The organism is Achromobacter sp., from assembly GCF_032102605.1.
GTDB lineage: Bacteria > Pseudomonadota > Gammaproteobacteria > Burkholderiales > Burkholderiaceae_B > Achromobacter.
The window spans coordinates 60789-87312 of the sequence record NZ_DAMDGT010000018.1; the positions used below are offsets into that span (position 1 = coordinate 60789).

Below are 26524 nucleotides of genomic sequence, written 5' to 3' on the forward strand. Positions count from 1 at the left end.
GGACGAATCTATGGGCTTTCTCGCCGGCAAGCGCATCCTGGTCACCGGGGTGCTTTCCAACCGTTCCATCGCCTACGGCATCGCGCGCGCCTGTCATCAGCAAGGCGCCGAACTGGCTTTCACCTACGTCGGTGATCGCTTCAAGGACCGCGTGGGCGAGTTCGCCGCCGAATTCGGCAGCAGCATCGTGCTGCCTTGCGACGTGGCCGAAGACAGCCAGATCGACGGCGCCTTCGCCGAACTCGGCAAGCATTGGGACGGCCTGGACGGCCTGGTCCACTCCATCGGCTTTGCCCCCCGCGAAGCCATCGCCGGCAATTTCCTGGATGGCCTGTCGCGCGAAGGCTTCCGCATCGCCCATGACATCTCGGCCTACAGCTTTGCCGCCATGGCCAAGGCCGCCCTGCCCCTGATGGAAGGCCGCGGCGGTTCCGTGCTGACGCTGACGTACCTGGGCGCCGAACGCGTGGTTCCCAACTACAACACGATGGGCCTGGCCAAGGCCTCGCTGGAAGCCAGCGTGCGCTACCTGGCCACGGCGCTGGGCCCGCGCGGCATCCGCGCCAACGGCATCTCGGCCGGCCCGATCAAGACCCTGGCCGCCAGCGGCATCAAGGACTTCTCGGCCATCCTGAAGTTCGTGGAAAGCCAGGCGCCGCTGCGCCGCAATATCACCATCGAAGACGTCGGCAACGTCGCCGCCTTCATGCTGTCGGACCTGGCAGCAGGCGTGACCGGCGAAATCACCCACGTGGACGGCGGTTTCTCGACCATCGTCCCGGGCATGGAAGGGTAATACGCCATGCAGGCGGGGCCATGGCGCCCCGCCTTGCTGGTCCGGTCCGGCGGCTCAGTCCGGCCGCACCACCAGCGTCGACACCTGCACGTCGACTGCCGTCATCAGCTTGTGGATCGGGCACTTTTCGGCCACCGCGAGCAATTCATCGATCTGCGCGTCGGACAGTTCGCCATGGAGCGTCAGCTTGGCGGTCAGGCGGTAGATGCCCTTGCGCTCTTCGCTGGCGTCGCGCACCACTTCAACGCCCACCGATTCCAGCGGCAGCTCTTTGCGCTGCGCGTAGACCATCAGCGTCATCGCCTTGCAGCCGCCCAGCGCGGTATCGAAATAATCATGCGGATCCGGCCCTTCGCCCTGCGGCTGGGGCATGGCCAGCGGCAGGTCATGGCCTTCGGCGGTGGCGGTGAATTGCAGGGTGTGGGGCGCATTCTGGCGCACGCGGATGCTCATCAATCGGATCTCCTGGTTGGGACTGCCGGCTGGCCGGCACCTGCAATGTTGTAGCACTTGACGCAGCCTTTGGGGGCCGGGACGGCGTCGCTGACAAAATGCTGAACTTCCCGCCGCCGCGCCTGTCCGATATCCCTGACTGAAACGATCTACAGGAGGCTCGCATGAGCGCCCGGCAACTACTCGACCAACTGCTGCAGTCCGGACAAGGCCTGCTTTCCGACACCACCAACCGCGTGCAGAACGCCACCGGCGGCAAGGGATCTTCGTTCCTCTCCGGCCTGGGCGGCGGCGCCCTCGGCGCGGGAGCGCTTGGCCTGCTGATGGGCAGCAAGAAAGCGCGCAAGATCGGCGGCAAGGTGGCGATGTACGGCGGCATGGCCGCGTTGGGCGCGCTGGCCTATCGCGCCTACGGCGACTGGCAGCGCAAACAGGGCGGCGCGCCGGCCGCCCCGCCCCAGACGCTGGACCGCCTGCCCGCGCCCGAAGCCGAGCAGCACAGCAATGCCGTGCTCACCGCCATGATCGGCGCCGCCAAGGCCGACGGCCACATCGGCCCCGAGGAAAAGACCCTGCTGGAAACCGAACTGGCCAAACTGTCGTCGGATGCGCAGGATCGCCGGTGGCTGGAAGCCGAACTGTCGCGTCCCCTGGACCCGAGCGTCGTTGCGCAGTCCGCCAAGACGCCCGAAATGGCGGCGGAAATGTACCTGGCCAGCCTGCTCGTCGTGGACGAGGAAAGCTACATGGAACGCGCCTACCTGGATGAATTGGCGCGTCAGCTCAAACTGGAGCCGGGGTTGAAGGAACAGCTCGAACAGCACGCCAAGGCGGCCGTCTGACGGACAGGCAGGCCGCCCGCGCAGGGCGGTCTGGCCAGGCCGTTGGGCGGTCGAACGATCCGCAGGTCGCGACCATGGTGGCCGATGGATCGCCGTTATCCGTTCAATCCGCCCGCAGTCCGATCGCCTCGGTCAGCGCGGTATAGCGGTTGATATCCGCGTCGATCATCTGCTGGAATTCCCGCGGCGTGCTGCTTGCGGGCGTGAAGCCCTGCTCGCGCAGCCCAGCCTGGACGTCGGGCCGGCGCACGATCTTCGCTACCGCCGCATTCAGTTTGTCCACGACCGCCGGCGGCGTCGCGGCGGGCGTCAGCAGGCCGTGCCATTGGTCCAGCGCATAGCCCTTTACCCCTTGTTCGGCCACCGTGGGAACGGTGGGCATCAGCGGTGATCGCGCCGGCGACGTAACAGCCAGCGCGCGCAACTTGCCCGCCGCGATCAGCGGCGCCGCGCTGGACGCCGTTACGACGCCCATGGGGACTTGCCCCGCCGTGACATCCGTCAGCGCCGGGCCGCAACCCTTGTAGGGCACGTGCTGCAGAACGGCCCCTGCCGCGCGGGCCAGCATCTCGCCCGCCAAATGCTGCGGCGTGCCATTGCCGCAGGACGCAAACGGCAGCGGCTTGTCCGAACGGGCGGCCGCCAGGGCGTCGTCCAGATTGCGCAAAGGCGATGCGGACGGCACAACGAATACCGAGGGCACGAACGCCACGTTGATGACGGCGGAAAAGTCCCGCTTGGGTGAAAAACCCAGGTTGCGGTAGACGCCCGGGTTGATCGCGAAGGAGCTGTTCACCATCAGCAGCGTGTAGCCGTCCGGCGGCGCCTCGGCCACGACACGCGCGCCGATATTGCCGCTGGCCCCGGGCCGGTTTTCAACCACCACCGGCTGCCCCAGCGATTCCTGCAAGCTCGCGCCGATTCGGCGGGCCAGCAGATCGGTGCCGCCGCCAGGCGGAAAGGTCACGACGATGGTGATCGGATGCGAGGGGTAGGAGGCGTCGCCGGGCGCCTCGCCCGATGGCGGATTGCCGCAGGCCGTCAGGGACAGCGCAACGAGCGTAAGGGACGAAAGCAGCAGGCGTTTCATATAGCGGGCCGGTAAGAACCGCAGCGCGCGGCCCGCGCTGCGGATTAAAGCGAAGCCGGCTGGGCCGGCGACTGGCGACTGGCCTCAGGCGTCCAGGCCGATGTCGAGCACCTTGGCGCTGTGGGTCAACCAGCCCACCGCGATCTGGTCCACGCCGGTAGCCGCCACGGCCGCAGCGGTGTCGGGCGTGATGCGGCCCGAGGCTTCGGTGATGGCCCGGCCGCGCGCCATGGCGACGGCACGGCGCAGATCGTCCAGGCTCATGTTGTCCAGCAGCACGACGTCCACGCCCAGCGACAGCGCCACTTCAAGCTGTTCCAGCGTGTCGACTTCCAGTTCGATCTTGACCATGTGGCCGACGCCGGCGCGCGCCCGCTCGACGGCAGTGGCGACGCCGCCGGCCAATGCGATGTGGTTGTCCTTGATGAGCACCGCGTCGTCCAGACCATGGCGGTGGTTGCTGCCGCCTCCCACGCGCACCGCGTACTTCTGCACGGCGCGCAGCCCCGGCATGGTCTTGCGAGTGCAGGTGACGCGAGCGCCATGGCCGGCGATGGCGCGAGCGATCGACGCGGTGGCCGTGGCTACACCGCTGAGATGGCACAGAAAGTTGAGCGCTACGCGCTCCGCGCTGAGCATGGCGCGCGCGTTGCCGTGGATGCGCGCGATCTCCATTCCGGGTTCCAGATCGCTGCCGTCGCGACGCGACACGATGAATTCGATGCCGGGATCCATGGCCCGGAAGGCCAGCCGCGCCAGATCCAAGCCCGCCAGCACGCCTTCCTGGCGCGCCACCAGCCGGGTCTGGGCCGTGGCGTCGGCGGGGACGATGGCGTCCGTAGTCAGGTCGCCGGCGCGGCCCAGGTCTTCCAGCAAAGCCGCGCGCACCAACGGCTCGAGCATGACGTCCGGCAGCGGCGGAACGGGCAGGCGGTCGGTTGCGGCGGGCACTGCGGCTTTAATGCTCATTTTGAGTATTTGTCAGTTAAAAAAAGGCGCGCACTTATTGCGCACCATTTATGCTAAAGACGAGCATAAGACATGTCAAGCGTCAAAGCACCCGGGACAAGGGCAGTTTGCTGCCCGCGATCGCCCGTTCCAGCAGGACGTCGCGGCGGAAGCGGAACAGTTTCGCGGGGCGACCGGTGGTGCCGGTGGCCATGTCGCCGGTCTCTTCGACCAGCGCCTGCTGCTCGATGAAGCGGCGGAAATTCTGCTTGTGCAAACCCCGGCCGGCCAGGGCCTCCACCGCCATCTGCAGCTGCAGCAGCGTGAACTGCTCGGGCATCAGCTCGAACACCACCGGGCGGTATTTGATCTTGGCCCGCAGGCGAGCGATGCCCGTGGCGAGGATGCGCCGATGGTCATGCCGCATCGGCTGACCCGGCAGCGGGGCATCGCCGTTGCTGCGCCGCGCCGCCTCGGGCACCAGCCCGGCCTCGAACAGCAATTCATAGCGCTGCAGGACCATGTCTTCGTTCCAGGCCGCGCCGTCCATTCCAAAAGTGATGGCGGCGCGCTGATGGCGGCGCGCGCGCTCGGCGGCGTCCGAGCTGTCGTCGCACCAGGCCGTCACCCGCGGCACGATCACGTCCTCGACAAGCGCGGGCGTGCCCGCGCGCCGGTCTTCCCACGGAAAGTACCGATACCAGTCCTGCCATCCGACCTGCGCGACGCCGGTCTCGCCCGCTTCCCGCGTGAGACCCAGGTAGCTGACCGAAATGACGCGCCCGCCGGATTCGTCCGAACGGTCGCCGTCGGCGAAGGTGTAGAGCTGCTCGACATAACCCAGCGGATGGTGCGTTTGCGCTTCGACCCATGCGCGCAGGCCCGCCTGCAGCGAGCGGTGCGCAAGCTCGAAAGGGCCGGCCGGCAAGGCGCGCGCATCGTCGGTCGTCAGCACGCGCGGTTGGCCGTTGGTCACGGCGACCAGCACGGCAACGAGTTCAGCATGGACGGAGCGTTCGACGGTTTCGGTCAAGGTAGGCGTAGGCAGAACAAAACGGGAAAGGGAAAAATCGAGCGGCAATGGGGCGGGCAAGGCACAGTCCGCAAGCCCCGCAAAGGCTGAAATTATAAGGACGGGGCCCTGCAACAGCCCCTTGCAATCGTGACAGTCAAAACGGCGACGACAGCGCGCGACGGTCCTAAGATGGGAAGGGAATCCAGGCGCGTCGCCATCGTGGGACGCCCGCAGACGGAGCGATCATCATGCTGAAAACTGCCCCAGATCCCAATCTTGCGCCCAAGCCTCCCGAGGACGTGAAACCTGCCCCGGATCCGCGCAAAGGCACCGATGTGCTGCCCATGCCCGACGAAAGCAAAGTCGTCGCCGGCATGCCGCGGCGCGGCCGCGCCATCGCGGAACCGGGCGAACCCGGCGTCATCACCCCCGAAGACGACGTGCTGGATACGTCCTACGAAAACCGCAAGGGCTGAGACCCGCGTTACGCGACTTTCGCCACCGCCTCCTGGCGCGTGTCCACCACCGTCAGGATGGCGAGAAAACCGCTGATGTCGAAGACTTCACGCACGTGCGGCTGCATCGCGCACAGCACCAGGGCGCCGGCGCCCTGCTTCAGGCGCTTGGCCAACACGAGGACGACGCGCAGGCCCGCGCTAGAGATGTAGTTCAGGTTGGACAGATCCAGCACGAAGCGGCCTTCGCCCTTTTCGACGTGGGCCAGCAGGTCGGCCTCGATGCCGGCGGCATTGCCGCTGTTGATCTGGCCTTCGGGCGAGACAACCAGCACTTCTCCGACTTTCTCTATTGCGAGACTCATAGCGTTTCCCCGTGAATGTCCGGCGCCCGGCGCCTGCGCATGGGGCCGGCGGCGCGATGCCCGAGATAATACGCGACGCGGCGTGACCTGTTCGCGGCGCGGTGCAATCGGGCATACTTGCGCCTCACGTGTACCCCTGAACGCTAGGCGACTCATGTCTTCTCAGCCCGATACGCTTGACCTCGTTCCCGACCAGAACGCCGTTGCCTCGGCCATGCAATGGCTGGAGGGTATCGCCGAACGCGAAGCGTGGCCGCCCAAGCTGAACTTCGGACTGTCGCTCAGCCTGGACGAAGCGCTGACCAACATCGTGTCGTATGCGTTCGATGATCCCTCGCAAGCCGGCCACCCGCCTTGCGTCGTGCTGTCCTGCCGCCAGGACAGCGATCTGATTTCTCTCGACATTGTCGACAACGGCCGCGCCTACGATCCCACCAAGACGCCGCCGCCTCCATTGGCCGCCAGCCTGGACGAAGCCGAAGTCGGCGGACACGGCGTGCGTCTCATGCAGCACTATCTGCACGACCTGCGCTACGCGCGCACCGATGGCCGCAACTGCCTGACCCTTATCGCGCGCGCCGGCTGAACCCTCGCCTCTTGCGGTTCATTGGCTAGCCTATCGATGCCTTCCGCTTCATAGGCAGAAAATACCGAACAAAATCCGGGCATCCGTCACTCATGCTTGTACGGCGCGCCAGTTGCGCGCCGCTTGAGTACTGATGCCGCCCGTGAATGCACCCTATCGTCCAGAAGGACTGACCGCCCGACCGCTGCATGCCCGCATCCATCCGGACGCCGTGGCGCACAACCTGGCGCGGCTGCGCGCAGCGCTGCCCGCCGGCCCCGCCGCGCCCCGCCTGTGGGCGACGGTGAAGGCCGACGCTTATGGTCATGGCGTGTCGCGCGTCCTTTCTGCCCTGCGTGGCGCGGACGGACTGGCCGTGTTGCATCTGGACGAAGCGCGCGCCTGCCGTCGCCTGGGCTGGGAAGGCCCGATCCTCGTCTACGGCGGCCTGTACTCGCCGGCCGATGCGCTGTTGATGGATACGCCCGACCTGCATCTGGTGATCACGCACGCCGCGCAACTGGATTGGCTGGCGCAAGCGCCGCTGGCGCATCCGCCCGCGATATGGCTGCGCTTTGCCGGCGACATCCATCACACCGGTTTCTCGGCCACCGCGTATCGCGCCGCCTACGACGCCGCGCGCGCCCTGAGCCGGCGCGGCGTGATCGGCGATGTCGGCCACTTGAACCATTACGCCCGCGCCGACGAGCCCGACGGCGTGGGCGACGCCGACAAGGTCTTCCGCGACACCATCGCGGGCCTGCCCGGCCCGGTTTCCACCAGCAATTCCGCAGCCCTGCTCAAGCATGGCGCGCGCGCCGCGGACACGCAATGGGTGCGCCCCGGCCTGGCCTTGTATGGCGCCAGCCCCTTTGCTGACACCAGCGCCGCGCAGCTGGGCCTGCGGCCCGCCATGTCGCTGCACTCGCAGGTGGTGGGCATACAGCGGGTGGCCGCCGGGGCGGGCGTGGGCTATGGCGGGGCGTTCTCGGCGCCGGAAATCATGGACGTCGGCATCGTTACCTGCGGCTATGCGGACGGCTATCCGCGCCACGCGCCTACCGGCACGCCGGTGCTCGTCGACGGCGTGCGCACGCGCCTGCTGGGCCGCGTGTCCATGGACATGATGGCCGTGGACCTGGGCCCCGTTCCGCACGCTTTGATCGGGGCGCCCGTCACATTGTGGGGCGCCGACGGCCTGGCGGTGGAGGAAGTCGCGGCGTCGGCCGGCACGATCGCGGCCGATCTGTGGACGAGCCTGAGCGCTCGCGTTCCCGCACACCTGGCCGGCGCGGCCGCGGCGCGCTGAATGGCGCCCGCGCCTGAAGCCGCTGCACGCGTCGACTTCAGGCGCGATGGCGCGCGTTCAGCCGGCCTCGCCTCGCGGACGCGCGGGCGCGAACAGCAAGAACAGGACGGTGGCGCACAGATAGATGACACCGGTCGCGGCCAGTCCGGCGCTCATGCCCGCCGCGCCGAACATCGCGCCCACCACCAGCGGCCCGGCCATCTGGCCCAGCTTGTCCGCGGCGCGCATGACGCTGGTTGCGCCCGCTGCGCCGTAGCGCTGCACATCGGGCAAGGCAAGCATGTAAGGGGACTGCGACGCGCCGGCGAAGCAGCTGGCCAGCGCCAGCAGAAGCACCGCCGCCGCCGCAGCCAGCAGACCGCTGTTGAAATACAGGCCCAGCATGCCCAGACTGCCCACCACGCCGCCCACCACGATCCAGCTTTTCTTGATCCGGCTGCGGTCCACCACGCGCCCCATCAACGGGCCCAGGTAGATCACGCACAACCCGTAGATCATCAATACGCGGCCGATGCTGGACGCGGCCACGCCCTCGGCTTCCAGATACAGCGGCAACGCGAAGGACAAGAGGCCCACCTGCGCGATCGAAAACGGAATGACGCTGCCCAGCAGCAGCAGGCCAAAATCGCGCGTGCAAAGCAGGCGCAGCGTATCCGACAGGCTGGCGCCAGCGCGCGCCGCCGCCTGGCCGGCGAGCTTGCGGCCGGCTTCCATGTACGGACGCATCAGCACCAGCACGCCCGCCAGCGGCAGGGCCAGCATTGCAGCCCCCACGCCGAACACGGCGCGGAAACCCACCTGTTCCATCAGCATCGCGCCCACCGCGGCGCCCGACAGGTGGCCGGCGAAGAGGCCCGCGATAACGCCCGTCATGTTGCGGCCGCGATAGGCCGCCGGACTGCGCGTGACGATGAAGCCCTGCAACCCCATCCAGGTCAGCCCATAGCCCAGGCCCACCAGGCCGCGCGCCGCGCTGAACATCAGCAGGTTGCCGGCGGCCGCGCAGGCCAGCATGCCCGCGCACGACACGCCCAGACCGGCCAGCACCGGCACCTGCCAGCCCTTGCGATCGGTCAGCCGCCCGGCCAGCAGCGATGTCAGCAGGCCGCAGCCCATTTCAACCGAGATGGGCAACGCCAGCAGCAGATTGGCCGGCAGGTCCAGCCCGCCGGACGGAAGGCTGCGCGCGTACAGCGGCAGGAACCCCAACGGCAGGGCCCACGCGAACAGGAATCCGAACATCACCGGCCGCGCGATGCGGCCCACTTCGGAGGCGTCGTCGGGGCCGACGCGCGTGCCATCGGGCAGCACCGCGCGCGCCGCGAACGCTCGATTCATCAGCAGGGCCAGCAGCAACAGCATTTCGATGGCCGCCACCAGCGCAACGGCCACCACGGTCACGGCGTCGAGCGCGCGGCTGCGCACGCCGGCAGCGATGACGTCGCCCGACAGGCGCAGCACCAGGTCACCATGCGCGCGCGGATCGGTGCGCGATTGGCCCACCGGCAATACCAGCGTCAGGTCTCCGGCCTGCGGACGCGCGGCCGGCAGGCCGGCCACATCGAGCGGCCCGCCTGCGTCCGCGCGTGCAAGCACACGGCCATTGCTGTCGACGAGTTCGATCTGGTCCACCGCGGGGAAGGTCGCGGCCAGCCGCGAGAACGGCGCGTCGACACCGCGCAACCGGTCCAGGGTCAGCCCATATCCCAGGACCCGGTCCAGATCGCGTTGCAGGCCTTCCGCCAACAAGCCGACGTTGTTGCGCGTGACGTCGACCCAGCCGCTGCGGAACGTGGAGATCGTGTAGGCCGCGTAGACGCCCTGGGCCAGCATCAGCGCCAGCAGAGGCACCACGAAGCGGGCGCGGCCGCCGGCGGCCAGCGAGGTCAGCGGCACCAGGTATTTGAAAACGGCGGCAAGACCGAGGCCCACCGCGAGGGTCACGGCCAGCAGCACCTTCAGGTTGTCCAGGATCAGCCGGCTGCTCGCGTCCGCGTCCTTGGCCGTCGACAGCACGACCGCGCCTGCGACCTTGCCGTCCGCGCCGGCCAGCGGCACCGCCACGGTCACCGCGCCGTCGCCCACGGACATCAGCGCCCCCGATGCGCGGCGCGTGGCCGCCGGATCACGCGCGCCGCCAGCGTCCAGCGCCCTGGAAAGCGCGATGGCGCCATCGGGAAGATCGCCCTGCAAGGCCAGCGTCTGGCCGTCGGCCAGCAGCACGGCCGCGCCGCGCAGATCGCGCGACCCCGACACACTGTCGCGCAATGTGTCGCGCAGGCCGAAGTACTGCTCCAGCGGCTTGCCCAACCGCAATCCGTTTTCGATGTTGCCCGCCACGCGGCGGGCGACGACTTCCACGCGATCGGCGGTGGTGTCCACCACCAGCCGGTTCAACGCAGACAGGCTCAGTGCGCCGATGAGCGCCTGCGCCAGCAGCAGCACGGCCAGGCAGGCCAAGGTGACTTCGAGCACCGGGCGGCGTTTCAAACCTTCCAGCACCAATTGAATGGGTTCGCTACGCATGGGACCGAAGCACCGCAAAGTATTTACACACGGGCACCAATGGTATTTACAATTAATGCAAATTGCATCTTTTTTCACACCGTCCCCCACCCCGCCCACCACCGCCTCCATGCCGTTCCGGTCGCTGCGTAGCAAGATTTTTTTACTGGTCGTGGCGATACTCGTGGCGGTAGCCGCGTTCGTCATGCTCACCACGCAGCGCAACGTGACACGCACGGTGATGAACAGCGAGCGCCACGCCGTCAACAACGTGATGGAACTGGTGCTGCGCGACACCGAGGCGCGCTGGGGCGCACTGCTCACGGACAAGATCTCCACCGTTCGCAGCGGACGCCGTCAGCTCATGCAGACGGGCACCGTGGTGGCCGCCGCGCTCAATTCCTACGCGGACATGGCCGAGCGCGGCATCGTGACGCCGGGCGCGGCCAAGGGCATGGCGCGCAACTGGATCAACCGCCTCAAGCTCGACGACCGCCGCTACGCCTTCGTGTACGACGCCGACTTCCAGGTGCTGGCCAGCGGCAACCCCGAGATGATCGACCGAGATCTGTCGGAAGTGTCGGACTTCAAGAACCGTCCGCTGGCCCAGGCGCTCTATGAAGAAAGCCGCAGCTCGGGCTACGGCTTCGCCATCTATCGCTGGCCGCCCTCCGCGCAGCGCGAGGACAGCGAAACGCGCTACGCCTATTTCGGTTATTTCCGGCCGTGGAACTGGGTGTTCGCCATCACCGACAGCGCGCATGACGTCATCGAGCAGATGCAGACGCGGCGCGAGCAGATGGAAAGCTCGGTGCGCGGCACGCTGTCGCGGCTGACATTGGCGCAATCGGGCTTCATCTTCATCGCGTCGGACGACGGCAGGATGATCGTGCCGTTGCCGGACAAGCAGGCCGGCCTGCTGGACGCCAAAAGTTCGCAAGGCGACACCCTGCGCGCCCTGCTTGCGGGCCAGAAAGGCGGCAGTGATCTGCAGAGCCTGTCGTTCGACGGCGGCGACGGCCCCTGGCGCATCGACAGCGCGCGCTTCGCGCCGCTGGGATGGACGCTGGTGGCCGCCGTGCCGGAAAGCGACCTGACCGCCCCCGCGCGTGAACTGCTGAACCGACAGGCCTTGATCTTCGTAGGCATGTTGCTGGTCGCGCTGATCTGCGCATGGCTGATGGCCGCCCGCATCGTGCGCCCGCTCGAGACCTTGACGCGTTACGCGCGTCTGCTGCCCGAACAGGACCTGACCGCCGCGTCCAGCGTGCCGGCCAACATCGCCGCGCTGCCTGCCCGCCACAAGGACGAAGTCGGCCGGCTCGCGTCCTCGTTCCTGTTCATGGATCACAAGCTGCGCGAAAACGTGGCCCGGCTGATGCGCGAGACCACCGCGCGCGAACGCTTCGAAAGCGAGCTCAACATCGCCCGCGCCATCCAGCTGGGCCTGCTGCCCGTGCCGCTGTCCAGCGCGATCCGCGAGCAAGTCGACCTGAACGCGGTGATGCTGCCCGCCAAGGAAGTGGGCGGCGATCTCTACGACTACTTCACGCTGGCTGACGGCCGCCTGTGCCTGGCGATCGGCGATGTCTCGGACAAGGGCGTCCCCGCCGCGCTGTTCATGGCGGTGACGCGCACGCTGATCCGCGCCACCGCCGAGGACGAATCGGACCCGGCGTTGATGATGCAGAAGATCAACAATCGCCTGTCCGAAAACAATCCCAACATGATGTTCGTCACGCTGCTGCTGGGCGTGCTGGACCTTGCCACCGGCGAACTGCAATGGGCCAATGCGGGCCATCTGCCGCCGGCGGTGGTGGGCGCGGACGGCGTGGTGCGCCTGCTGGAAGGCCGCAGCGGTCCGGCCTGCGGCGTGCAGGAAGACCTGCAGTACCGCAGCCTGTCCGCGTTCATTGCCCCCGGTGAAATGCTGGTCGGCTTCACCGACGGCATCACCGAAGCCGTCAATCCGAAGGGCGACCAGTATGGCGATCCCCGCCTCCTGGCCGTGCTGTCCAATCCTCCCGTTCCCTCGGCCAACCTGGCCAAGCGTCTGCTCGAAGACGTCCAGGCCTTCGCCGACGGCGCGGAACAATCCGATGACATCACATTGATCGTGATCCGCCGCCCATGAAGAAATCGTTGTCCACCCTCATGCTGTGCGCGGCCATGCTGGCGCCCGCCGCGTGCATGGCGCAGGCGGCGGAAGCCCCTGCCCCGACCGCGCCGGCCGCGGCGCAGGTCTTCTCCACCAAACCCACGCCCCGGCCCGACGGCAAGAAATGGCGTATCGGCTATTTCGAAAGCGGCGACTACAGCGAGTACCCGCGCACCTTGCGCGTGACCGTGGACGGATTGCAGAAGCTGGGCTGGATCACCGTGCCCGCCATTCCGGACGGGCTCAGCGGCCAGCAGATGTGGACGTTCCTTGCCGACAACGCGCGCAGCGACACGCTGGAATTCGTGCGCGACGCCTGGTGGCAGCCGGGCAATTTCGACGCCGCCCGGCGCCCGGCCGTGCGCGAGGCCATCAAGCAGCGGCTGACGGACAAGCACGACCTGGATCTCATCATCGCCATGGGCACGTGGGCCGGCCAGGACATGGCCGGCATGGGCGCGCCGGTGCCGACGATCGTGGGATCCACCAGCGACGCCGTCGGCGCGCGCATCACGCGTTCCGCCCAGGACAGCGGCCTGGACAATCTGCACGCGCGCGTGCAGCCGGAGCGCTACCAGCGGCAGGTGCGCCTTTTCCACGAAATCGTGCCTTTCAAGCGCCTGGGCCTGGTCTATGAAGACAGCCCCGAGGGCCGCACCTACAGCGCGGTCGACGCCGTGGAGCAGGTGGCGCGCGAACAGGGATTCGAAGTCCTGACCTGCAACGCGCCGTCCAACGGCATCGCCGCCGAAGCCGCCACGCGCAATGCGGTCGAATGCTATGCCAAGCTTGCCCCGCAGGTGGACGCGGTCTATGTCACCGTGCATCGCGGCGTCACGCCGGCTTCCGTCGACACCATCGCCGAGATCCTGCGCCAGGCGCGTGTGCCCAGCTTTTCGATGCTGGGATCCGAAGAGGTCAAGCACGGCCTGCTGCTGAGCCTTGCGCAGGCGGACTATTCCTACGTAGGATTGTTCTACGCCGAAACCATGGCGCGCATCTTCAACGGGGCCAAGCCGCGCGAGCTGTCGCAAGTATGGATCGACCCGGCCAAGATCGCCCTGAACCTTGAGACGGCGCGCGTCATCGGGTTCGATCCGCCGGTCGATATCCTGCTAGCCGCCGACGAGGTTTACGAAGCGCAATAGCCGCCCACGCACCAGTAACAGCGGCCGTAACGTTTGACGTAACCCCATGTATCTATGGCGCCCCCAAAGCGAACGGCGGGTCGTCTGGCATAAAATGGGGAACGCATCATGTTCGTGGAACTAAAGCAGCGTCCTGGTTACTCAAGCCCAGGAGCTACCAGACCTCACACGGGCCCGATACAGGACACGCCGGATTTCTTGGCTGCATGACAATTTCATCGGTTACCCCTTCGTCGCCATTCGTCTCACTGGACGCCTTCGCCAAAGCGGCGGAAAGCGGCCAGGACATCTACGTCGAGATTTCGGGCGAAAAGCTGCAAGTGCTAGGCACGGGCGCCACGCCCAGTGGCCGCAGCGTGGCGTGGGTGGCTCCCGATGTCGACACGACCGCGATGTTCGCGCAGGCGCTGGCCCACAGCTACGGCCAGGGAATCGCCAGCGCGGTCTCTCGCGAACTGGGCCTTGACCCCAACCCCGGCAAGCCCCTGTCCGCCCGCACGGTCGCCGCCGCGCTCGACATGGCGGAAACGTCCAGCCACGCGATGTCGGGCGTGGACTTCATGACTCGGCTGGCCACCTCCGCCGCCGGCAACACTCCCGTATTCCAGCAGGCTTGCAGCGATGCCAACATCGCGCCGGCAAGCCTGGACGCCTCGCGCCGCAGCGCCCTGGACGACGCCATGCAGGCGCGCTTCGACCAGGCGGCCCGCTCGGGTCAGAGCCCCGTGTCGTTGGCCACCGCCGCTGGCTGGTTGCGCGACTTGCTCAAGGCCGGCTAGTTTCCGCCCTTCGGAATTTCGCCCGGCCGATTTACTTGTTTTTACATATCAAGGTCGAAAAACCGGACTTTTAGCGCAATATTTCAAGTTTCGAAATATTGTGACGGGGCTAAGCTGCGATAATTCGCCACACAAGTAGTAATTTGTAGCTTAGAACTCGTTTCTGCTCCCCTCCAATCCCCATGACCAATCCGAGCGATTGCACGCCGGCTTCCCCGGAAGCGGATATGCCGCACCTTCGCCCAGACGGCGACGGCGCGGGCTGGGATTCGAGCAACGAGTACCTGCTGCGCGACCTGGTTCGCGAACATTCGAACCGCCTGCAGCGCTTCATCATCAAGCACATCGGCAACACCACCGAGGCCGAGGACCTGGCCCAGCAGGCGTTCGTCGAGGCCGCCCGCTCCTTCCGCAGTTTCCGCGGCGAGTCCCAGCTATCTTCCTGGCTCTACGGCATCGCGCTGAACCTGGTGCGCAACCATCTGTCCCGCGCGCCGGAACGCCGCCATGACTTCGTCAGCGACAGCGTGCTGGAAGACCAGGCGTCTTCCGACCTGTCGCCCGATCGCGTCCTGGAGCAGAACCAGACCATGCGGCTGCTCCAGGAGTCGCTGGACGAACTGCCCGAAAACATGCGCGACATCCTGCTGATGGTGGGACTGGACGACATTTCCTACGAAGAAGCCGCCGCGCTGCTGACGGTGCCCATCGGCACGGTGCGCAGCCGCTTGTCGCGCGCGCGTTCGGCGCTGCGCGACAAGATGGCCGAAAAAGGCCTGCGCCTGGACGACTAGGCCCCCTTCCGGGCTCCCCAGAAAGCGACGTCCAGGCCTTTGCCTCATGGCGCCCGGCCCGTCCCAGGCGCCGCCACCGGTTGAACCTGCACCACCGGCCCTTGCGAGGCCTGGGATTTGCCCTGCAACATCGGCTGGGCGGTCGGCCCCTGCATCCACTCGGACACGCGCAACTGCCCCTTGAGGCTGCCGCGCCCTTCCACGTTCGGCCCGAACAGCACCCGCGTGCGCTGGCCCTGCGCCAGGTCCAGGTACTGGCCGGGCGTCATGCCCGCGCCGCTGCCCCAGGTGGCGTCCAGCATCGGCGCCACGGCGCTTCCTCCTGCCTGCGCCACCACCTCGCCATTGACGGCGATGACCCGGGGCCGGATAAGGAACAGCCGCTCGCGGCGCTGCACTGTCTTGGACTTGTTCGAAAAGAAAATGCCCAGGCCCGGGATATCGCCCAGGAACGGCACCTTGTCCACCTGCTCCGAATCCTGGCTGCTGTTGTAGCCGCCGATCAGCAGCGTCTGGTCATTGCCCACGACGGCCAGCGTGCTGATATTGCTCTTGCGCACCGTCGGCAGGCCGTCGATGGGACGCTCCTCCTGGATGCGGCCGTCCTCGATGTCCACCGTGAGTTCGACCCGCGCGCCTTCCCGCGATTCGATGTGGCGCGGCGTCACGCGCAACGACGTGCCCACCGTGACGGGCGTCACCGTGGCCACCCGTTCGCCACGGGTCTGGATGTAGAACGTGTCCGACAGGTCGATCATGGCGCCCAGGTTGTCGGCCGTCAGGATCGAGGGCTGCGACAGGATGTTGGCCTGGCCGTTGGTCTGCAGCGCGCGCAGGCGCGCCACCAGATTGGACCCGACGCTGACGCCGATCGTCCCCGGCGACAGGCCGGCCGCGCTGTCCACGGGCAGGCCGCCGCTGGGCGCGAGCGCCAGGTTGCCGTAGCCGAAGCTCGTGGTGCCCGCGCGCGCGCCCCAGGTCACGCCCAGTTCGTTGACCAGATCCGAGTTCACGTCGACGATCATCGCCTCGATCTCGACCAGCGTGCTCGGCAGATCGAGCTGTTCGATAAGGCTGCGGTAGATGGGAATGCGGTCCGGGATGTCCTGCACGATGATGGCGTTGAGGCGCGCATCGGCCTGCACGGTGGGCTCGCGCAGGCGCAAGCCCGGTTTGCCCGCCGGCGCGGGCGCGCCGTTGGCTGCCGCGACCGTGGGCGCGCTGTCCGCGGCCGGACCGCCATTGACCTGCGGAAACAATGGCGGGCTGTCGCGCAGCGGCGCGGCGATGGCGGCCAGCGTCTCGTTGTTGTTGCCACCGCCTCCGCCCGTGATCAGGTTGCGCAGCACCGTGGACAGGCCGGGCGTCACGACCTTCTGGTCGCGGTAGCTGATCGTGCGGTCGTTGACCGACGCGTGCTTCAAGCGGAACACGGCCACCTGCTGCCCGCCCGCGCCCATGGGCAGCGCGGCGACGGTGCGCTCCACCAGGTCCACGTACCCGGGCGGGCCCGACACCAGGGCGATGCCCTGGTCCGGCAATTCGCCCCACCCAAAACGCGGGTCCAGGATGCCCAGTTGCTGCAACGCCTGGCGCAGCGCGCTGATCGAGCTGCCCATTGCGCTGACCGAACGCGTCTTCATGTCGTTGGTGCGGCTGACGAACAGCGTGCCGGCGTACACGAACCAGTTGAAGCCGTACACGCCGCCCAGCCGGTCCAGGAATTCGGTGGGCGAATTCGCATTGAACTTGCCGTTGACGACGCCAGCCACGTTGGACCCCATCTGCAGCGACAGGCTGAACCCGCCCGCGAACTCCCGCAGCAGCGACTGCAGGTTCTCGTCGCGCGCGTAGTAGCTGTAAGGCACGTTGGCCCAGTTCGGGGCGGCCACGCTTGCGCCGCTTACCCCCAGCGACAGGGCTGTCGCCAGAATCATCCGCTTGAACACACTATCTCCTCGGGTAAAGGTCCCGGTACGTTTTTTCATGCTGCCAGCCGCCGCACCGCGCCGGCCCAGAAGGACAGGGCATTGGCGAACGCGCCGACCGCTTCGTCCAGCGCCAGCGGGCTGCTGTCCGGGCTTAATGTCTGCTGCAGCCACAGGGTGCGCCCTTGCGGGTCGACCACGCACGCCGCCGCATGGCGGCTCAACATTCCTGCCGCCAGCTTGCCGATCTCGCGCACCAGATCGTCGCGCGCCGCGCTTTGCTCGGGCAGCGCGCAAATCCGCGACGTCATGGCCAGCCAGCCGTTCGGCGCGGGGTGCAGGTGGATGCGGAACCTGTCGTCGACCACCACGGTGAACCGGCCATCGGCACGGGTGGGCAACGGCAGGCCGTGGCGGCCCACATAGGCGGAAATAAGAGGATGCACTGGCGTCATGGCTGTGATTCCGGATTCGCGGCCAACTTGCGCACCAGCCGCAACACTTCGGCGACGGGCTCGATCAGCTCGCTGGGGATGTACTGGTCGGCTTGCGCGGTGGCCATCAGGGCGCGCGCCAGCGGGATGTTCTGCATGACGGGCACGCCCGCTTCGCGAGCGGCCTTCATCATCTGTTCGGCAAGCGCGCCCTCGCCCTTGGCAAGCACCATCGGCAACGGCGTTTCATCTGGCTCGTAATAGATCGCGATCGCCAGGTGGGTGGGGTTGGTCACCACCACCGACGCCTTGCGCGCGCTGGCCACCGCGCCGTGCATGACCATTTCCTGGTGCAGATGCTTGCGCTTGTGCTTGATGTGGGGGTCCCCCTCCATCTCCTTGAATTCCTGTTTGATGTCTTCCTTGCTCATCATCAGTCCCTTGCGGTACTGCATGCGCTGCCAGACGAAGTCGGCCAGCGAGATCACCACGTAGGCAAACGCGATGTTCACCACCAGCGTGCGCATCATTCCGCCCACGCCCGCTTCCAGGCCGGCCAGCCCGCTGTGCGGCACCGCCATCAGCTCGGGCAAAGCATCGCGCACAACCAGCGTGACCAATGCGGAGAGAAACGCGATCTTGATGATGGATTTCAGAAGCTCCACCAGATTTTTCTTGGAGAAAATGTTCTTCAGGTTCTCCATCACGTTGAGCTTCTTGGCCGAGGGCTTCAGCTTTTCGAAGGCGAGCACCACGCCAACCTGCAGGAACTCCGAGAACATGCCGACGATCAGCACGATCAGCACGAACGGCAGCACCAGCGCCACCGCCTCGCGCAGCGCGGCATCCAGCGCGGTCGGCAGCGCCTGCTCGAACGGCAGGCCCACCAGCGTCGACGGGATCAGGATCAGGCGGCCCAGCGATTCGACGATGCCATGCGCGTTGCCCAGCATGTAACCGAACATCGACAGCACCAGCAGCGTCTGGGTGAAATCCTTGCTGTGGGCGACGTCGCCCTTCTGCCGCGCCTCACGCAGCTTTTTGCTGGTTGGCTGTTCTGTCTTTTCGCCGCTCATGGCGCCCGCCACTGGTTGTCCAGAAACGGCAGGGCCGACCCGATCTGGCCGGTGGCCTCGGCGGCGTACTCGAACAGCGTGCTCATGTAGAGCACCAGCACCAGCAGGGCAAGCGCGCTCTTGATCGGCATGGCCAGGAAAAACACCTGGAGCTGCGGCGCGAACCGGCTCACCAGCGCAAGCCCGACTTCCGCCAGGAACATCGCGACGATCGCCGGCGCGGCGAACAGCAAGGTCAGGCGCAGGAAGCGGCCAAGCTGGTCCAGCATCAGGGGAATGCTTTCCTTGCGCAGCGTGGGCGTCCAGTCCCACAGATCCCACAGCCGGAAGCTGTCGTACAGCATGGTCAGCATCAGCGTGAAACCGCCGCCCACCAGGAAGAACACCATGAAGGCCTGGTTGAACAGGATGCCCATGGGCGAGGAATCATTGCCGGTAGCCGGGTTGATGGTGGCGCCCAGGCTGGCGCCACGCTGGTTGTCCACGACGAAGCCGACCGCCTCGAATATCCAGAAAGGGATGGCCACCAGAAAGCCCATCACCATGCCGACGAACACCTCTTTGACCACGATCAGCGCGATCTCGACCGTGCCCAGATCCATCGCCGCGTAACGGGGCGCCAGGGCGGGCACCAGCACGATGCCGATCGCCGCGCCCAACGCGTAGCGCAGCATCCCCGGCAGGAGCTGCCGGTTGAACAGCGGCAGCATCGCGCACAGCGCCAGGATCCGGGGCTGCGTCATGGCCAGCGTGCCCAGGAAAACCTTTGCTTCAGCGTAGGTGATGCCGGAAATCATCTTATGCGCCGCCCCTAGTGGATCTTGTAGAAGAGGTCGAACACGGAAATCGTGAAGTTGTAGAGCTCGGCGCTGAGCCAGCGCGCCGTCAGCAGGATCGTGGCGAACACCGCGATCAGCTTGACGGCGAACGACAGCGTCTGCTCCTGGATCTGCGTCAGCGCCTGGAACAGCGAGAACAGCGTGCCCACGATGGCCGCCACGGCGATGGGCGGCAGGGACAGCCACAGCACCAGGTACAGCGCCTGGGTCATATACGAGACGAGGTCGACGGTTCCCATTGCGCGCTCAGCCGTATGACAGCACCAGGCCCTGGATCAGCCGCGTCCAGCCGTCGACCATGACGAACAGGAACAGCTTCAGGGGCATGGAAATCGTGACCGGGGAGACCATCATCATCCCCATCGCCAGCAGGATGTTGGACACGATGAGGTCAATGATGACGAACGGCAGGTACAGCAGGAAGCCGATCTGGAAGGCGGCCGTCAGCTCAGACACCAGGAACGCCGGTATCAGCACCAGCAGGTCGTCTTCTTTCAGGTTGCGGGCGGCCTGCTCGCCCCAGAGCTGGCGGGCGGTGCGCACGAAGAAGTCGCGCTGCTCCGGCCGGCTGTTCTTCATCATGAAGGCGCGCATGGGCTCGGCGCCGCGCGCCACGGCATCCAGGATGCCTTCCAGCCTGTCCGGCGCGGGCGCGTTCAAGCCTGGGCTTCCCGGCGCGGCGGCGCCCGGCGCAACGGCGCCCGGCGCCACCGCCGCGGACGGCGCGCGCAGCTCGTCGCCGATCTGCATCACCACGGGCCCCATGACATAGGCCGACAGGATCAGCGCCAGTCCGTACAGCGCCATGTTGGGCGGCACCTGCTGCACGCCCAGCGCGTTGCGCACCAGCGTCAGCACCACCGCAATCTTCAGAAAGGACGTCGTCATCACGGCGGCCAGGGGCACCAGCGCCAGCAGCGCCAGTACGACGGCCAGGCTGATCGGATCCATACCGCTGCTCATGCGCCCGCCTTGCCCACGCTGCGCAGCGTCACGCCGATCCTGCCGTCGATCTCGACCAGCTCACCGGTGCCAAGCAGCGCGCCGTTGGCGCGCACGATGACCGGGCCGTCGGCCAGCGGACGTTCCAGGTCGAAACTCTGGCCCGGCTGCAGCTGGCGCAGTTCCCCCAGCGTCAGGTGGCGCTCGCCCAGCTCGAACGTCAGGCGCACCGGGATGGCGTCGATATCGAAAGGCGTCTGCGCGCCGGCCTCGGCGTCCGCGGGCGATTGAGGCGTCTCGGTCATAAGGGAAGTCCAGCCATGGGTAACGAGGTATGAGGATTGTTCGGGCCGCACGCGCAGCCCCTGCCCGCCGGCGGCGAGCCACAGTTCGCCTTCCGGCGTGACCAGGTACTGGTCAAGGAAAATCGTGTCGCGCGCCTGCAGTTCGCGCAGTTCGGCGGCGGGCAGATCCGTCCAGCCCAGCCGCGCGGCGACGCGCACCGGCACCGTGTCCACGGCGATGCCGTTGTCGGACGGCGCCGCGCTGCTGACCAGGCCGGCCAGCAGCATCAGCCCAAGCCCGTCCGCTTCCAGGCTGGCGTAGACCGTATCGCCGTTGACGGGGTTGCGTGCGGTGAGCGTCCAGGCCTGCGGCAGCGGCGATGCGCCGGCGTCCAGCGCCACGACGCGAGCAGGGCCGCCGGGCGACGACGCGCTCAGCGCCGCCATCGCCTCGGCCAGCAGCGATTCGATGGCCAGCGCGGCCAGCGCGGGCGGCACGTCGCCCGGGTCCAGGTCCGGAAAGCGCGCGGCGAGCCAGCCCTGCGCCGCCGAAGGCGGCAGCCCCACGCGCAGGCGGGCGCCGGCCCATTCCAGGTCGGCCATCATCGTGGCCGTCTGGCGCACGGCGGCCGGCACACCGGGCGTAAAGCCCAGCCGCCATGTCGCCGGCTGGGCGTCGTCGTCCGGCTGCGGCGGCAGCACCACCCGCAGGTCGGCGCCGTGATGCGCTATCAAGGACCGGGCCCTCGCCTCGTTGGCGGTCAGGCGCGGCAACGGCAGGGATGAATAAGAGGATTGCGTACTGGCAGTCATGGGAAATCGTCAAAAGTCAGCCGGCGTCGGCCTCGGCCAGACGGGGGTCTTCCGGGTCGTCCGTGCTTACGCGCACGCGCGCCGGCCTGCCCAGGCTGTGGGCAAGCTGCGCAGCCAGTTCGGGCGCCATGGCGCAAAGCCGCTCGCGCGAAGATTCGTTGGCGCATACGAAATCCGCCACCACGCGGCCTTCGTCTTCATAGACCGACACGCTGACGCCCGGCAGCACATCGTCCTTCAGTTCCACGCGGACCTGGCGACGGCCCTGGCTGCCGTCGGCCACCAGCAGCTGTTCGGCGGTCTCGCTCAAGGCCTGGGCAAGCGCCTCGGACTGGCCCGGCGCGCCCGCGGCGGTCGCGGCCGCGCCGGCGCCGAACAGCGAAAACGGCGATGCGGCGGCGGGCGGCGCGGGCGGCGCGTCGCCGTCCCCCTGCGACATGGCCTGCTCGAATGCCTGGCGGTCGGCGTCGCTCGCCTGACGGCCGGCAGCCTGGCCGTCCGAATGCGCGGCGTTGCGGGTGCCTTGCGATATGGCCGTCTCCAGCCCGATGCGTCGGTCGATGCTCATGCCGGCTCGAACTCCTCGTGCTGCTCCCAGTCCTCGCGGTCGCGCGAGATGGATGCGGCCTCTTCCATTTCCAGGTCTTCCTTGCGTTCCAGCGCCTGCAGATGCTCGTCCAGATGAATGCGCGCCAGTTCCACGAACTTGCCCGTCAGGCGCACGGCCTGTTGATGCTGCTGGCGGCTGGCGGCCAACGCCTGCGCTTCCTGCTCCACTTGCCGTTCGGCGGCTTCCAGCGCCTGCTGGCGCTGGCGCTCGCCTTCGCGCAGCCCGGCCACGTCCTGCAGCACGCCTTCGATGTCGCGCACGCGCACCACCCGGCTGCACAGGTCGCCATACATGGCGCGCTCGCGCCGCTCGGCCTCCACGCGGTAGGACGCCAACGCGTCTTCGGAGCCCTGGCGCGCCGCGTCGGCCTCGGCGTGGCGCATGCGCTGCCGCGACACGGCGATCTCGGCCTGCCCTTCGCGGAAGCGCTTGATGGCCAGCAGTTCGTCGAATACGTTCATCCAGCCCCCACGATGTCGGTCATGCGGGCCAGCGCGTCCGGCAAGGACATGCGCTCGTCGGTGCGCTGTTTCAGGAAGGCGTTGATCGCGCCGATCTTGTCGATGGCCTCGTCTGTCACGGCGTCGCCGCCGCGTTTGTATTCGCCGATCTTCACCAGCAGTTCGACTTCCTGGTACTTGGCCATCAGTTCGCGCAACCGCCCCGCCGCGCGCTTGTGCTCGGGCGTAATGACGGCGTTCATCACGCGGCTGGCGGAGGCCAGCACGTCGATGGCGGGATAGTGATTGGCCGCGCCCAGCTTGCGCGACAGCACGATATGGCCGTCCAGGATCGAGCGGGTTTCGTCGGCGATGGGCTCGGTCATGTCGTCGCCTTCGACCAGCACCGTATACAGCGCCGTGATCGAACCGTGTTCGTTCATGCCCGCCCGCTCCATCAGCTTGGGCAGCGTGGCGAACACCGACGGGGGATAGCCGCGGCGCGTCGGCGGCTCGCCGGCCGCCAGGCCAATCTCGCGCTGGGCACGGGCAAAGCGCGTCACCGAATCCATCAGGAACAGCACGCGCTTGCCCTGGTCGCGGAAGTACTCGGCGATGGCAGTGGCCACGTACGCCGCCTTGGCACGCTCCATCGACGACTTGTCGCTGGTGGCGCAGACGATGACGCTCTTGCGCCGGCCTTCGCGGCCCAGTTCGTGCTCCAGGAATTCCCGCACTTCGCGGCCGCGCTCGCCGATCAGCGCGACGACGGTCACGTCCACGTCGGCGCCCTTGACCAGCATGCCCATCAACGTGGACTTGCCGCCGCCGGCCGCCGCGAAGATGCCCATGCGCTGGCCTTCGCCGCAAGTCAGCACGCCGTCCAGCGCGCGCACGCCAAGTTCGAGCGGCTTGGAAATGATGCGGCGCTTCAGGGGGTCCGGCGCCTCGGCGAATACCGGATAGAACTTGCTGGCCTCCAGCGGACCCAGCTCAGCCTCGTCCAGCGGACGGCCCAGCCCGTCCAGCACCCGGCCCAGCAGACCGGGGCCGACGGGCACCATGTGGGCGCGGCCGGTCGGAATGACTTCGGTCGCCGTCGAAATGCCGTACATGTCGCCGATGGGCGTGAGCAGCGCCGCGTCGCGCGCAAAGCCCACCACTTCGCCCTTCATCTCGAAGTTCTCGCCCGGATTGCGCAGAATGCAGACCTCGCCCACCTTCACGGTGGGGACGACGGCCTTGATGATCGTGCCGATCACCTGCGTGACGCGGCCCTTGATGCGCAGGGTCGGCGTATCCTGCAGCGCCAGGCCCATCATTTCGGTGATGTAGTCGAACTGACGCATTCTCAGACTCTGCTGCCCAGCGTGCGCTGGAAAGCCTGCCGCAGCGCCTGGATCTGGCCTTCGAGGCTGGCCTCGACCATGCCGATCTCGCTTTCCAGGATGCAGGCGCCCCGGGCCAGGCGGCCGTCGGCCAGGATGTCCAGGTAGCCCACGCCGGGATAGGCGGCCAGCAGGTCGTTGATCTGCTCGCGCACGGTGTCGACTTCGGCGGGATGCAGCCGAAGCGTCATCTGCTTCTGGTTGCGCACCACGGCCAGCGCGTTGCGCACCACCACCATGACCTTCTCGCGGTCGTCAAAGCCGTCGACGACCTTGCGAACCGCGGCCATCACCAGTTCCACCATTTCGTTCTCGACGCCGGCGAAGTACTCCACCGTGCGGCCGACGGTCTCGATCATTTTCTCGGCCTGGTCCAGCAGGGCGGACTCGCGGCCTTCTTCGTAGCCGCGACGGCTCTCGGCGTCGAACGCGGCCTGTGCGCCGCTGACGATCGCATCGGCCTGCTCGCGGGCCTGCGCCAGCAGCGCTTCGGCGTCGGCCCAGGCGGCCTGGTCGGCCGCGCGCAGCACACGCGCGCCGGGGTCGGTGCGCCCAGCCAGGGCCCGGGGCGTCAGCGGAGCGCGGGGAATGAGGAATGCCATAGGGGATCCGTGTTCTTCAATATCGCCAGCCCGAGCGACAGCGCTTCCAGGGCGGGCACGGGAGCTTCCCGGGCGGGCAGCTCCGGCAGTTTCAGTTCGGCGCGCAGGCGTAGTTCAGGGCCTGCGTCGCTCAACGCGGCACGCAAGGCGGCCACGCCCAACGCATCGACGGCCTGCACGGCCTGTTCGATCGGCCACGCCGCGGTTTCCGCGATGCCGTCGTGCAGCACGCCGGCGGACCGGCGGGTGAAGTCCATCAGTTCCGCGCCCAGGCTGTCGATCAGCATCCGCACCTCGTCCCTGGCGATTGCGCGGCGCAGGCGCGGTCCGCACAACGCCGCGCCCATGCGGCGCGCGCACTGCGCCATCGCATCGGGCGACAGCAGCGCCAGCGCCAGCTCCGGCCGCTGCGCGTCCGTCACCGGACGGTCCAGCAGGCCCAGCGCACGCAGGATGTCGCGAGACCAATGCCGATGCCAGGACGCCGCCATCTGCGGCGCGCCCGCCACCGCTTCCAGCACGGCGGGCGCCGCAAAGGCGGCGTGCCGGCTGGGATGCAAGGTGCGGCTGGGCAGCAGGTTGAACGCAACCAGCCGGCGATCCAGCGCGCTGGCCGCCAGCGTCATGAGCCGCGCGCCTCGGTGGCCGGTTCGCGGCGGACAGGCGCGCTCGCCACGGGGCGGCCATAGCGCCACAGCAGGAAGCCGATGGCTCCGGCCAGCGCCAGCACCAGCAGCACCAGCGCCCCCAGCAGCACGGTCAACGTGCTGGCCGAGCCTTCGACGACCTCGATGCCCATCACCTGGCGCGTGGCCGGGCCGCCCGCTCCCGCCGCCGAGGGCTGCGCGGACACCAGCGCGATGGACACCCGGTCTTCGGTCAGGCCGGGAATGGCGTGGGTGACAAGCTTGCGGATCTGCGGCTGCAGCGCGTCCAGGGTGTAGCCCGCCTGGTGCTTGATGAAGACGGCGGCGGTCGACGGCGTCGTGTTCTCGCCCACGCCGCCGCGTTCGGGCAGCACGACGTGAACGCGAGCGGCCAGCACGCCGTCCATCTGCGACAGCGTATTGGTTAGCTCCTGCGACAGCGCGTAGATGTAGCGGGCGCGCTCTTCCATCGGCGAGGACACCAGGCCTTCCTTGCGGAAGATCTGCCCCATGCCGTCGAAGCGCTCGCGCGGCAGGCCCCGCGCGCGCAGGATGTCCAGCGCGCGCGCCACCTGCTGGCTGTCCACCGACACCGCCACGCCCGTCTTGGTGGTGGCCTTCTGCGCCGAGATGCCCGCGTCCAGCAGCACCGACAGCACCTCGTTGGCCTCGCTTTCGTTGGCGGCGGAGAACAGCTCGACGCGCGAACCGCAGGCCGCCAGCGCCAGCAGCAGAACCAGCGCCAGGAAGCGCAGGCGCCCCAGCAGCGCGAATACCGGCCCGCGCTCGGGCGCGCCGGAGGAAAGACATGCAACGTATGGCATTACGACATCCTGACTAGCGAATCGATGTTCTGCGTGGTGCGCGACACGGCCTTGCTGACCATTTCATAGTTCACCGAGACCTGCAGCAGGTCCGCCTGCAGGCGCATCATGTCCGCCACGTTCGGCTGCCCGCCCATCGCGTCCAGCCGGCCGGAAATGCCTTGCCACTTTGCGGCGTACTCGGTGGTCGTGCTGCGCAGGCTGCCCAGGATCTGGTTGCCCAGCGTCTGGGGCGCCGCGTCCACGGGCTGCGCGAATGCGGTCTGCAGCGCGGCCTGCAAGCCGGTCATCGCCGGCGTGGCGATTGCGGCTTCGTCGATGGCCGGCGCGTTCATTACGGCATTGAAGCGTTCGGTGGCCAGTTGCGCGGGCGCCGTGGCCGGCGTGTTCAGTATGGGCGGCAAGGCGGCCGAAAGCGCGGCGATTTCCATGTTCCCTAACTCCAAAGATCAAAATGACGAGGGCAAGCGGCGCG

29 protein-coding genes are annotated in these 26524 nt (G+C 67.7%); 9 read left to right on the forward strand and 20 right to left on the reverse strand.

The window, feature by feature from the left end:
* Positions 1–10: 10 nt before the first annotated feature.
* Positions 11–796, forward strand: a complete 786-nt coding sequence (fabI, locus tag RT614_RS26200) for an enoyl-ACP reductase FabI (RefSeq protein ID WP_313625215.1) — start codon at positions 11–13, stop codon at positions 794–796.
* Between the two features lie 54 nt (positions 797–850).
* Here fabI and RT614_RS26205 read toward each other — a convergent pair whose 3' ends face one another.
* Entirely contained in the window at positions 851–1249 is a 399-nt protein-coding gene (locus RT614_RS26205; RefSeq protein ID WP_313625217.1) for an OsmC family protein, read from the reverse strand.
* Between the two features lie 164 nt (positions 1250–1413).
* Here RT614_RS26205 and RT614_RS26210 point away from each other — a divergent pair, with 164 nt between their 5' ends.
* On the forward strand, positions 1414–2091 hold the full coding sequence (locus RT614_RS26210) for a tellurite resistance TerB family protein (protein ID WP_313625219.1): 678 nt from the start codon (positions 1414–1416) through the stop codon (positions 2089–2091).
* A 103-nt stretch (positions 2092–2194) separates the two neighbouring features.
* On the opposite strand, the gene RT614_RS26215 is transcribed toward RT614_RS26210, so the two are convergent.
* The 3 genes from RT614_RS26215 to RT614_RS26225 all read right to left on the reverse strand — a co-directional run bounded on the left by RT614_RS26215 (position 2195) and on the right by RT614_RS26225 (position 5222).
* Complete coding sequence (locus RT614_RS26215) at positions 2195–3181, reverse strand: tripartite tricarboxylate transporter substrate binding protein (protein ID WP_313625220.1); 987 nt, start codon at positions 3179–3181, stop codon at positions 2195–2197.
* Positions 3182–3265: 84 nt separating this feature from the next.
* Positions 3266–4150 carry a carboxylating nicotinate-nucleotide diphosphorylase gene (gene nadC, locus RT614_RS26220; protein ID WP_313625222.1) on the reverse strand — a complete coding sequence of 295 codons (885 nt, stop codon included), beginning with the start codon at positions 4148–4150 and terminating at the stop codon, positions 3266–3268.
* An 82-nt stretch (positions 4151–4232) separates the two neighbouring features.
* Positions 4233–5222: an NUDIX hydrolase gene (locus RT614_RS26225; RefSeq protein ID WP_409558521.1), complete on the reverse strand. Its 990-nt coding sequence runs from the start codon at positions 5220–5222 to the stop codon at positions 4233–4235.
* Between the two features lie 170 nt (positions 5223–5392).
* Between RT614_RS26225 and RT614_RS26230 the strand changes: the two genes are divergently transcribed.
* Positions 5393–5620 (forward strand): hypothetical protein, encoded by a 228-nt coding sequence (locus tag RT614_RS26230; RefSeq protein WP_313625226.1) that lies wholly within the window; start codon positions 5393–5395, stop codon positions 5618–5620.
* Between the two features lie 8 nt (positions 5621–5628).
* On the opposite strand, the gene RT614_RS26235 is transcribed toward RT614_RS26230, so the two are convergent.
* A complete protein-coding gene (locus RT614_RS26235) occupies positions 5629–5964 on the reverse strand; it encodes an STAS domain-containing protein (RefSeq protein ID WP_313625227.1) in 336 nt (111 codons plus the stop codon).
* 154 nt (positions 5965–6118) lie between these two features.
* Between RT614_RS26235 and RT614_RS26240 the strand changes: the two genes are divergently transcribed.
* Together RT614_RS26240 and alr are read left to right on the forward strand one after the other, a co-directional pair.
* Positions 6119–6550, forward strand: coding sequence for an ATP-binding protein (locus RT614_RS26240; RefSeq protein ID WP_313625229.1), 432 nt, complete (start codon positions 6119–6121; stop codon positions 6548–6550).
* Between the two features lie 133 nt (positions 6551–6683).
* Entirely contained in the window at positions 6684–7838 is a 1155-nt protein-coding gene (alr, locus tag RT614_RS26245; protein WP_313625231.1) for an alanine racemase, read from the forward strand.
* Positions 7839–7895: 57 nt separating this feature from the next.
* On the opposite strand, the gene RT614_RS26250 is transcribed toward alr, so the two are convergent.
* On the reverse strand, positions 7896–10364 hold the full coding sequence (locus RT614_RS26250; RefSeq protein ID WP_313625232.1) for an MFS transporter: 2469 nt from the start codon (positions 10362–10364) through the stop codon (positions 7896–7898).
* A gap of 109 nt (positions 10365–10473) precedes the next feature.
* Between RT614_RS26250 and RT614_RS26255 the strand changes: the two genes are divergently transcribed.
* The 4 genes from RT614_RS26255 (at position 10474) to RT614_RS26270 (ending at position 15222) form a co-directional block, all read left to right on the forward strand.
* Positions 10474–12477, forward strand: coding sequence for a SpoIIE family protein phosphatase (locus RT614_RS26255; protein ID WP_313625304.1), 2004 nt, complete (start codon positions 10474–10476; stop codon positions 12475–12477).
* Complete coding sequence (locus tag RT614_RS26260) at positions 12474–13649, forward strand: ABC transporter substrate-binding protein (protein WP_409558522.1); 1176 nt, start codon at positions 12474–12476, stop codon at positions 13647–13649. The genes RT614_RS26255 and RT614_RS26260 overlap by 4 nt, the downstream gene beginning before the upstream one ends.
* 206 nt (positions 13650–13855) lie before the next feature.
* Positions 13856–14428, forward strand: coding sequence for a hypothetical protein (locus tag RT614_RS26265; protein ID WP_313625233.1), 573 nt, complete (start codon positions 13856–13858; stop codon positions 14426–14428).
* 227 nt (positions 14429–14655) lie between these two features.
* The gene (locus tag RT614_RS26270; protein ID WP_313625235.1) at positions 14656–15222 is read left to right on the forward strand and encodes an RNA polymerase sigma factor; all 567 of its coding nucleotides are present in this window, start codon (positions 14656–14658) and stop codon (positions 15220–15222) included.
* A 44-nt stretch (positions 15223–15266) separates the two neighbouring features.
* Here RT614_RS26270 and sctC read toward each other — a convergent pair whose 3' ends face one another.
* From sctC to sctI, 14 genes are read right to left on the reverse strand one after another with little or no spacing between them, the layout of a single operon-like run.
* The gene (sctC, locus tag RT614_RS26275; protein ID WP_409558523.1) at positions 15267–17210 is read right to left on the reverse strand and encodes a type III secretion system outer membrane ring subunit SctC; all 1944 of its coding nucleotides are present in this window, start codon (positions 17208–17210) and stop codon (positions 15267–15269) included.
* The gene (locus RT614_RS26280; protein WP_313625236.1) at positions 17207–17605 is read right to left on the reverse strand and encodes a CesT family type III secretion system chaperone; all 399 of its coding nucleotides are present in this window, start codon (positions 17603–17605) and stop codon (positions 17207–17209) included. The genes sctC and RT614_RS26280 overlap by 4 nt, the downstream gene beginning before the upstream one ends.
* Positions 17602–18660, reverse strand: a complete 1059-nt coding sequence (sctU, locus tag RT614_RS26285; protein ID WP_313625238.1) for a type III secretion system export apparatus subunit SctU — start codon at positions 18658–18660, stop codon at positions 17602–17604. The genes RT614_RS26280 and sctU overlap by 4 nt, the downstream gene beginning before the upstream one ends.
* Positions 18657–19457 carry a type III secretion system export apparatus subunit SctT gene (gene sctT / locus RT614_RS26290; protein WP_313625240.1) on the reverse strand — a complete coding sequence of 267 codons (801 nt, stop codon included), beginning with the start codon at positions 19455–19457 and terminating at the stop codon, positions 18657–18659. The genes sctU and sctT overlap by 4 nt, the downstream gene beginning before the upstream one ends.
* Positions 19458–19471: 14 nt before the next feature.
* Positions 19472–19738, reverse strand: coding sequence for a type III secretion system export apparatus subunit SctS (gene sctS, locus RT614_RS26295; RefSeq protein WP_006392849.1), 267 nt, complete (start codon positions 19736–19738; stop codon positions 19472–19474).
* Positions 19739–19745: 7 nt separating this feature from the next.
* Entirely contained in the window at positions 19746–20462 is a 717-nt protein-coding gene (locus RT614_RS26300; RefSeq protein ID WP_313625241.1) for an EscR/YscR/HrcR family type III secretion system export apparatus protein, read from the reverse strand.
* Positions 20459–21538: a type III secretion system cytoplasmic ring protein SctQ gene (gene sctQ, locus RT614_RS26305; RefSeq protein WP_313625243.1), complete on the reverse strand. Its 1080-nt coding sequence runs from the start codon at positions 21536–21538 to the stop codon at positions 20459–20461. The genes RT614_RS26300 and sctQ overlap by 4 nt, the downstream gene beginning before the upstream one ends.
* A gap of 16 nt (positions 21539–21554) precedes the next feature.
* Positions 21555–22106: a hypothetical protein gene (locus tag RT614_RS26310; RefSeq protein WP_313625245.1), complete on the reverse strand. Its 552-nt coding sequence runs from the start codon at positions 22104–22106 to the stop codon at positions 21555–21557.
* The gene (locus tag RT614_RS26315) at positions 22103–22609 is read right to left on the reverse strand and encodes a type III secretion protein (protein WP_313625247.1); all 507 of its coding nucleotides are present in this window, start codon (positions 22607–22609) and stop codon (positions 22103–22105) included. The genes RT614_RS26310 and RT614_RS26315 overlap by 4 nt, the downstream gene beginning before the upstream one ends.
* Entirely contained in the window at positions 22606–23937 is a 1332-nt protein-coding gene (gene sctN, locus RT614_RS26320; protein WP_313625249.1) for a type III secretion system ATPase SctN, read from the reverse strand. Before sctN ends, RT614_RS26315 begins: the two co-directional genes overlap by 4 nt.
* Before the next feature lie 2 nt (positions 23938–23939).
* The gene (locus RT614_RS26325) at positions 23940–24578 is read right to left on the reverse strand and encodes an HrpE/YscL family type III secretion apparatus protein (protein WP_313625251.1); all 639 of its coding nucleotides are present in this window, start codon (positions 24576–24578) and stop codon (positions 23940–23942) included.
* Entirely contained in the window at positions 24548–25204 is a 657-nt protein-coding gene (locus tag RT614_RS26330; protein WP_313625253.1) for a SctK family type III secretion system sorting platform protein, read from the reverse strand. Before RT614_RS26330 ends, RT614_RS26325 begins: the two co-directional genes overlap by 31 nt.
* A complete protein-coding gene (gene sctJ / locus RT614_RS26335) occupies positions 25201–26049 on the reverse strand; it encodes a type III secretion system inner membrane ring lipoprotein SctJ (protein ID WP_313625255.1) in 849 nt (282 codons plus the stop codon). The genes RT614_RS26330 and sctJ overlap by 4 nt, the downstream gene beginning before the upstream one ends.
* A complete protein-coding gene (sctI, locus tag RT614_RS26340) occupies positions 26049–26480 on the reverse strand; it encodes a type III secretion system inner rod subunit SctI (RefSeq protein WP_313625257.1) in 432 nt (143 codons plus the stop codon). Before sctI ends, sctJ begins: the two co-directional genes overlap by 1 nt.
* Positions 26481–26524 lie beyond the last annotated feature (44 nt).

Excerpts from the sequence above, each read along its gene's own strand:
- fabI (WP_313625215.1), top strand. The coding sequence starts at position 11 with ATGGGCTTTCTCGCCGGCAAGCGCATCCTGGTCACCGGGGTGCTTTCC.
- RT614_RS26205 (WP_313625217.1), bottom strand. The coding sequence starts at position 1,249 with ATGAGCATCCGCGTGCGCCAGAATGCGCCCCACACCCTGCAATTCACC.
- RT614_RS26210 (WP_313625219.1), top strand. The coding sequence starts at position 1,414 with ATGAGCGCCCGGCAACTACTCGACCAACTGCTGCAGTCCGGACAAGGC.
- RT614_RS26215 (WP_313625220.1), bottom strand. The coding sequence starts at position 3,181 with ATGAAACGCCTGCTGCTTTCGTCCCTTACGCTCGTTGCGCTGTCCCTG.
- nadC (WP_313625222.1), bottom strand. The coding sequence starts at position 4,150 with ATGAGCATTAAAGCCGCAGTGCCCGCCGCAACCGACCGCCTGCCCGTT.
- RT614_RS26230 (WP_313625226.1), top strand. The coding sequence starts at position 5,393 with ATGCTGAAAACTGCCCCAGATCCCAATCTTGCGCCCAAGCCTCCCGAG.
- RT614_RS26235 (WP_313625227.1), bottom strand. The coding sequence starts at position 5,964 with ATGAGTCTCGCAATAGAGAAAGTCGGAGAAGTGCTGGTTGTCTCGCCC.
- RT614_RS26240 (WP_313625229.1), top strand. The coding sequence starts at position 6,119 with ATGTCTTCTCAGCCCGATACGCTTGACCTCGTTCCCGACCAGAACGCC.
- alr (WP_313625231.1), top strand. The coding sequence starts at position 6,684 with ATGCCGCCCGTGAATGCACCCTATCGTCCAGAAGGACTGACCGCCCGA.
- RT614_RS26250 (WP_313625232.1), bottom strand. The coding sequence starts at position 10,364 with ATGCGTAGCGAACCCATTCAATTGGTGCTGGAAGGTTTGAAACGCCGC.
- RT614_RS26255 (WP_313625304.1), top strand. The coding sequence starts at position 10,474 with ATGCCGTTCCGGTCGCTGCGTAGCAAGATTTTTTTACTGGTCGTGGCG.
- RT614_RS26260 (WP_409558522.1), top strand. The coding sequence starts at position 12,474 with ATGAAGAAATCGTTGTCCACCCTCATGCTGTGCGCGGCCATGCTGGCG.
- RT614_RS26265 (WP_313625233.1), top strand. The coding sequence starts at position 13,856 with ATGACAATTTCATCGGTTACCCCTTCGTCGCCATTCGTCTCACTGGAC.
- RT614_RS26270 (WP_313625235.1), top strand. The coding sequence starts at position 14,656 with ATGCCGCACCTTCGCCCAGACGGCGACGGCGCGGGCTGGGATTCGAGC.
- sctC (WP_409558523.1), bottom strand. The coding sequence starts at position 17,210 with ATGAAAAAACGTACCGGGACCTTTACCCGAGGAGATAGTGTGTTCAAG.
- RT614_RS26280 (WP_313625236.1), bottom strand. The coding sequence starts at position 17,605 with ATGACGCCAGTGCATCCTCTTATTTCCGCCTATGTGGGCCGCCACGGC.
- sctU (WP_313625238.1), bottom strand. The coding sequence starts at position 18,660 with ATGAGCGGCGAAAAGACAGAACAGCCAACCAGCAAAAAGCTGCGTGAG.
- sctT (WP_313625240.1), bottom strand. The coding sequence starts at position 19,457 with ATGATTTCCGGCATCACCTACGCTGAAGCAAAGGTTTTCCTGGGCACG.
- sctS (WP_006392849.1), bottom strand. The coding sequence starts at position 19,738 with ATGGGAACCGTCGACCTCGTCTCGTATATGACCCAGGCGCTGTACCTG.
- RT614_RS26300 (WP_313625241.1), bottom strand. The coding sequence starts at position 20,462 with ATGAGCAGCGGTATGGATCCGATCAGCCTGGCCGTCGTACTGGCGCTG.
- sctQ (WP_313625243.1), bottom strand. The coding sequence starts at position 21,538 with ATGACTGCCAGTACGCAATCCTCTTATTCATCCCTGCCGTTGCCGCGC.
- RT614_RS26310 (WP_313625245.1), bottom strand. The coding sequence starts at position 22,106 with ATGAGCATCGACCGACGCATCGGGCTGGAGACGGCCATATCGCAAGGC.
- RT614_RS26315 (WP_313625247.1), bottom strand. The coding sequence starts at position 22,609 with ATGAACGTATTCGACGAACTGCTGGCCATCAAGCGCTTCCGCGAAGGG.
- sctN (WP_313625249.1), bottom strand. The coding sequence starts at position 23,937 with ATGCGTCAGTTCGACTACATCACCGAAATGATGGGCCTGGCGCTGCAG.
- RT614_RS26325 (WP_313625251.1), bottom strand. The coding sequence starts at position 24,578 with ATGGCATTCCTCATTCCCCGCGCTCCGCTGACGCCCCGGGCCCTGGCT.
- RT614_RS26330 (WP_313625253.1), bottom strand. The coding sequence starts at position 25,204 with ATGACGCTGGCGGCCAGCGCGCTGGATCGCCGGCTGGTTGCGTTCAAC.
- sctJ (WP_313625255.1), bottom strand. The coding sequence starts at position 26,049 with ATGCCATACGTTGCATGTCTTTCCTCCGGCGCGCCCGAGCGCGGGCCG.
- sctI (WP_313625257.1), bottom strand. The coding sequence starts at position 26,480 with ATGGAAATCGCCGCGCTTTCGGCCGCCTTGCCGCCCATACTGAACACG.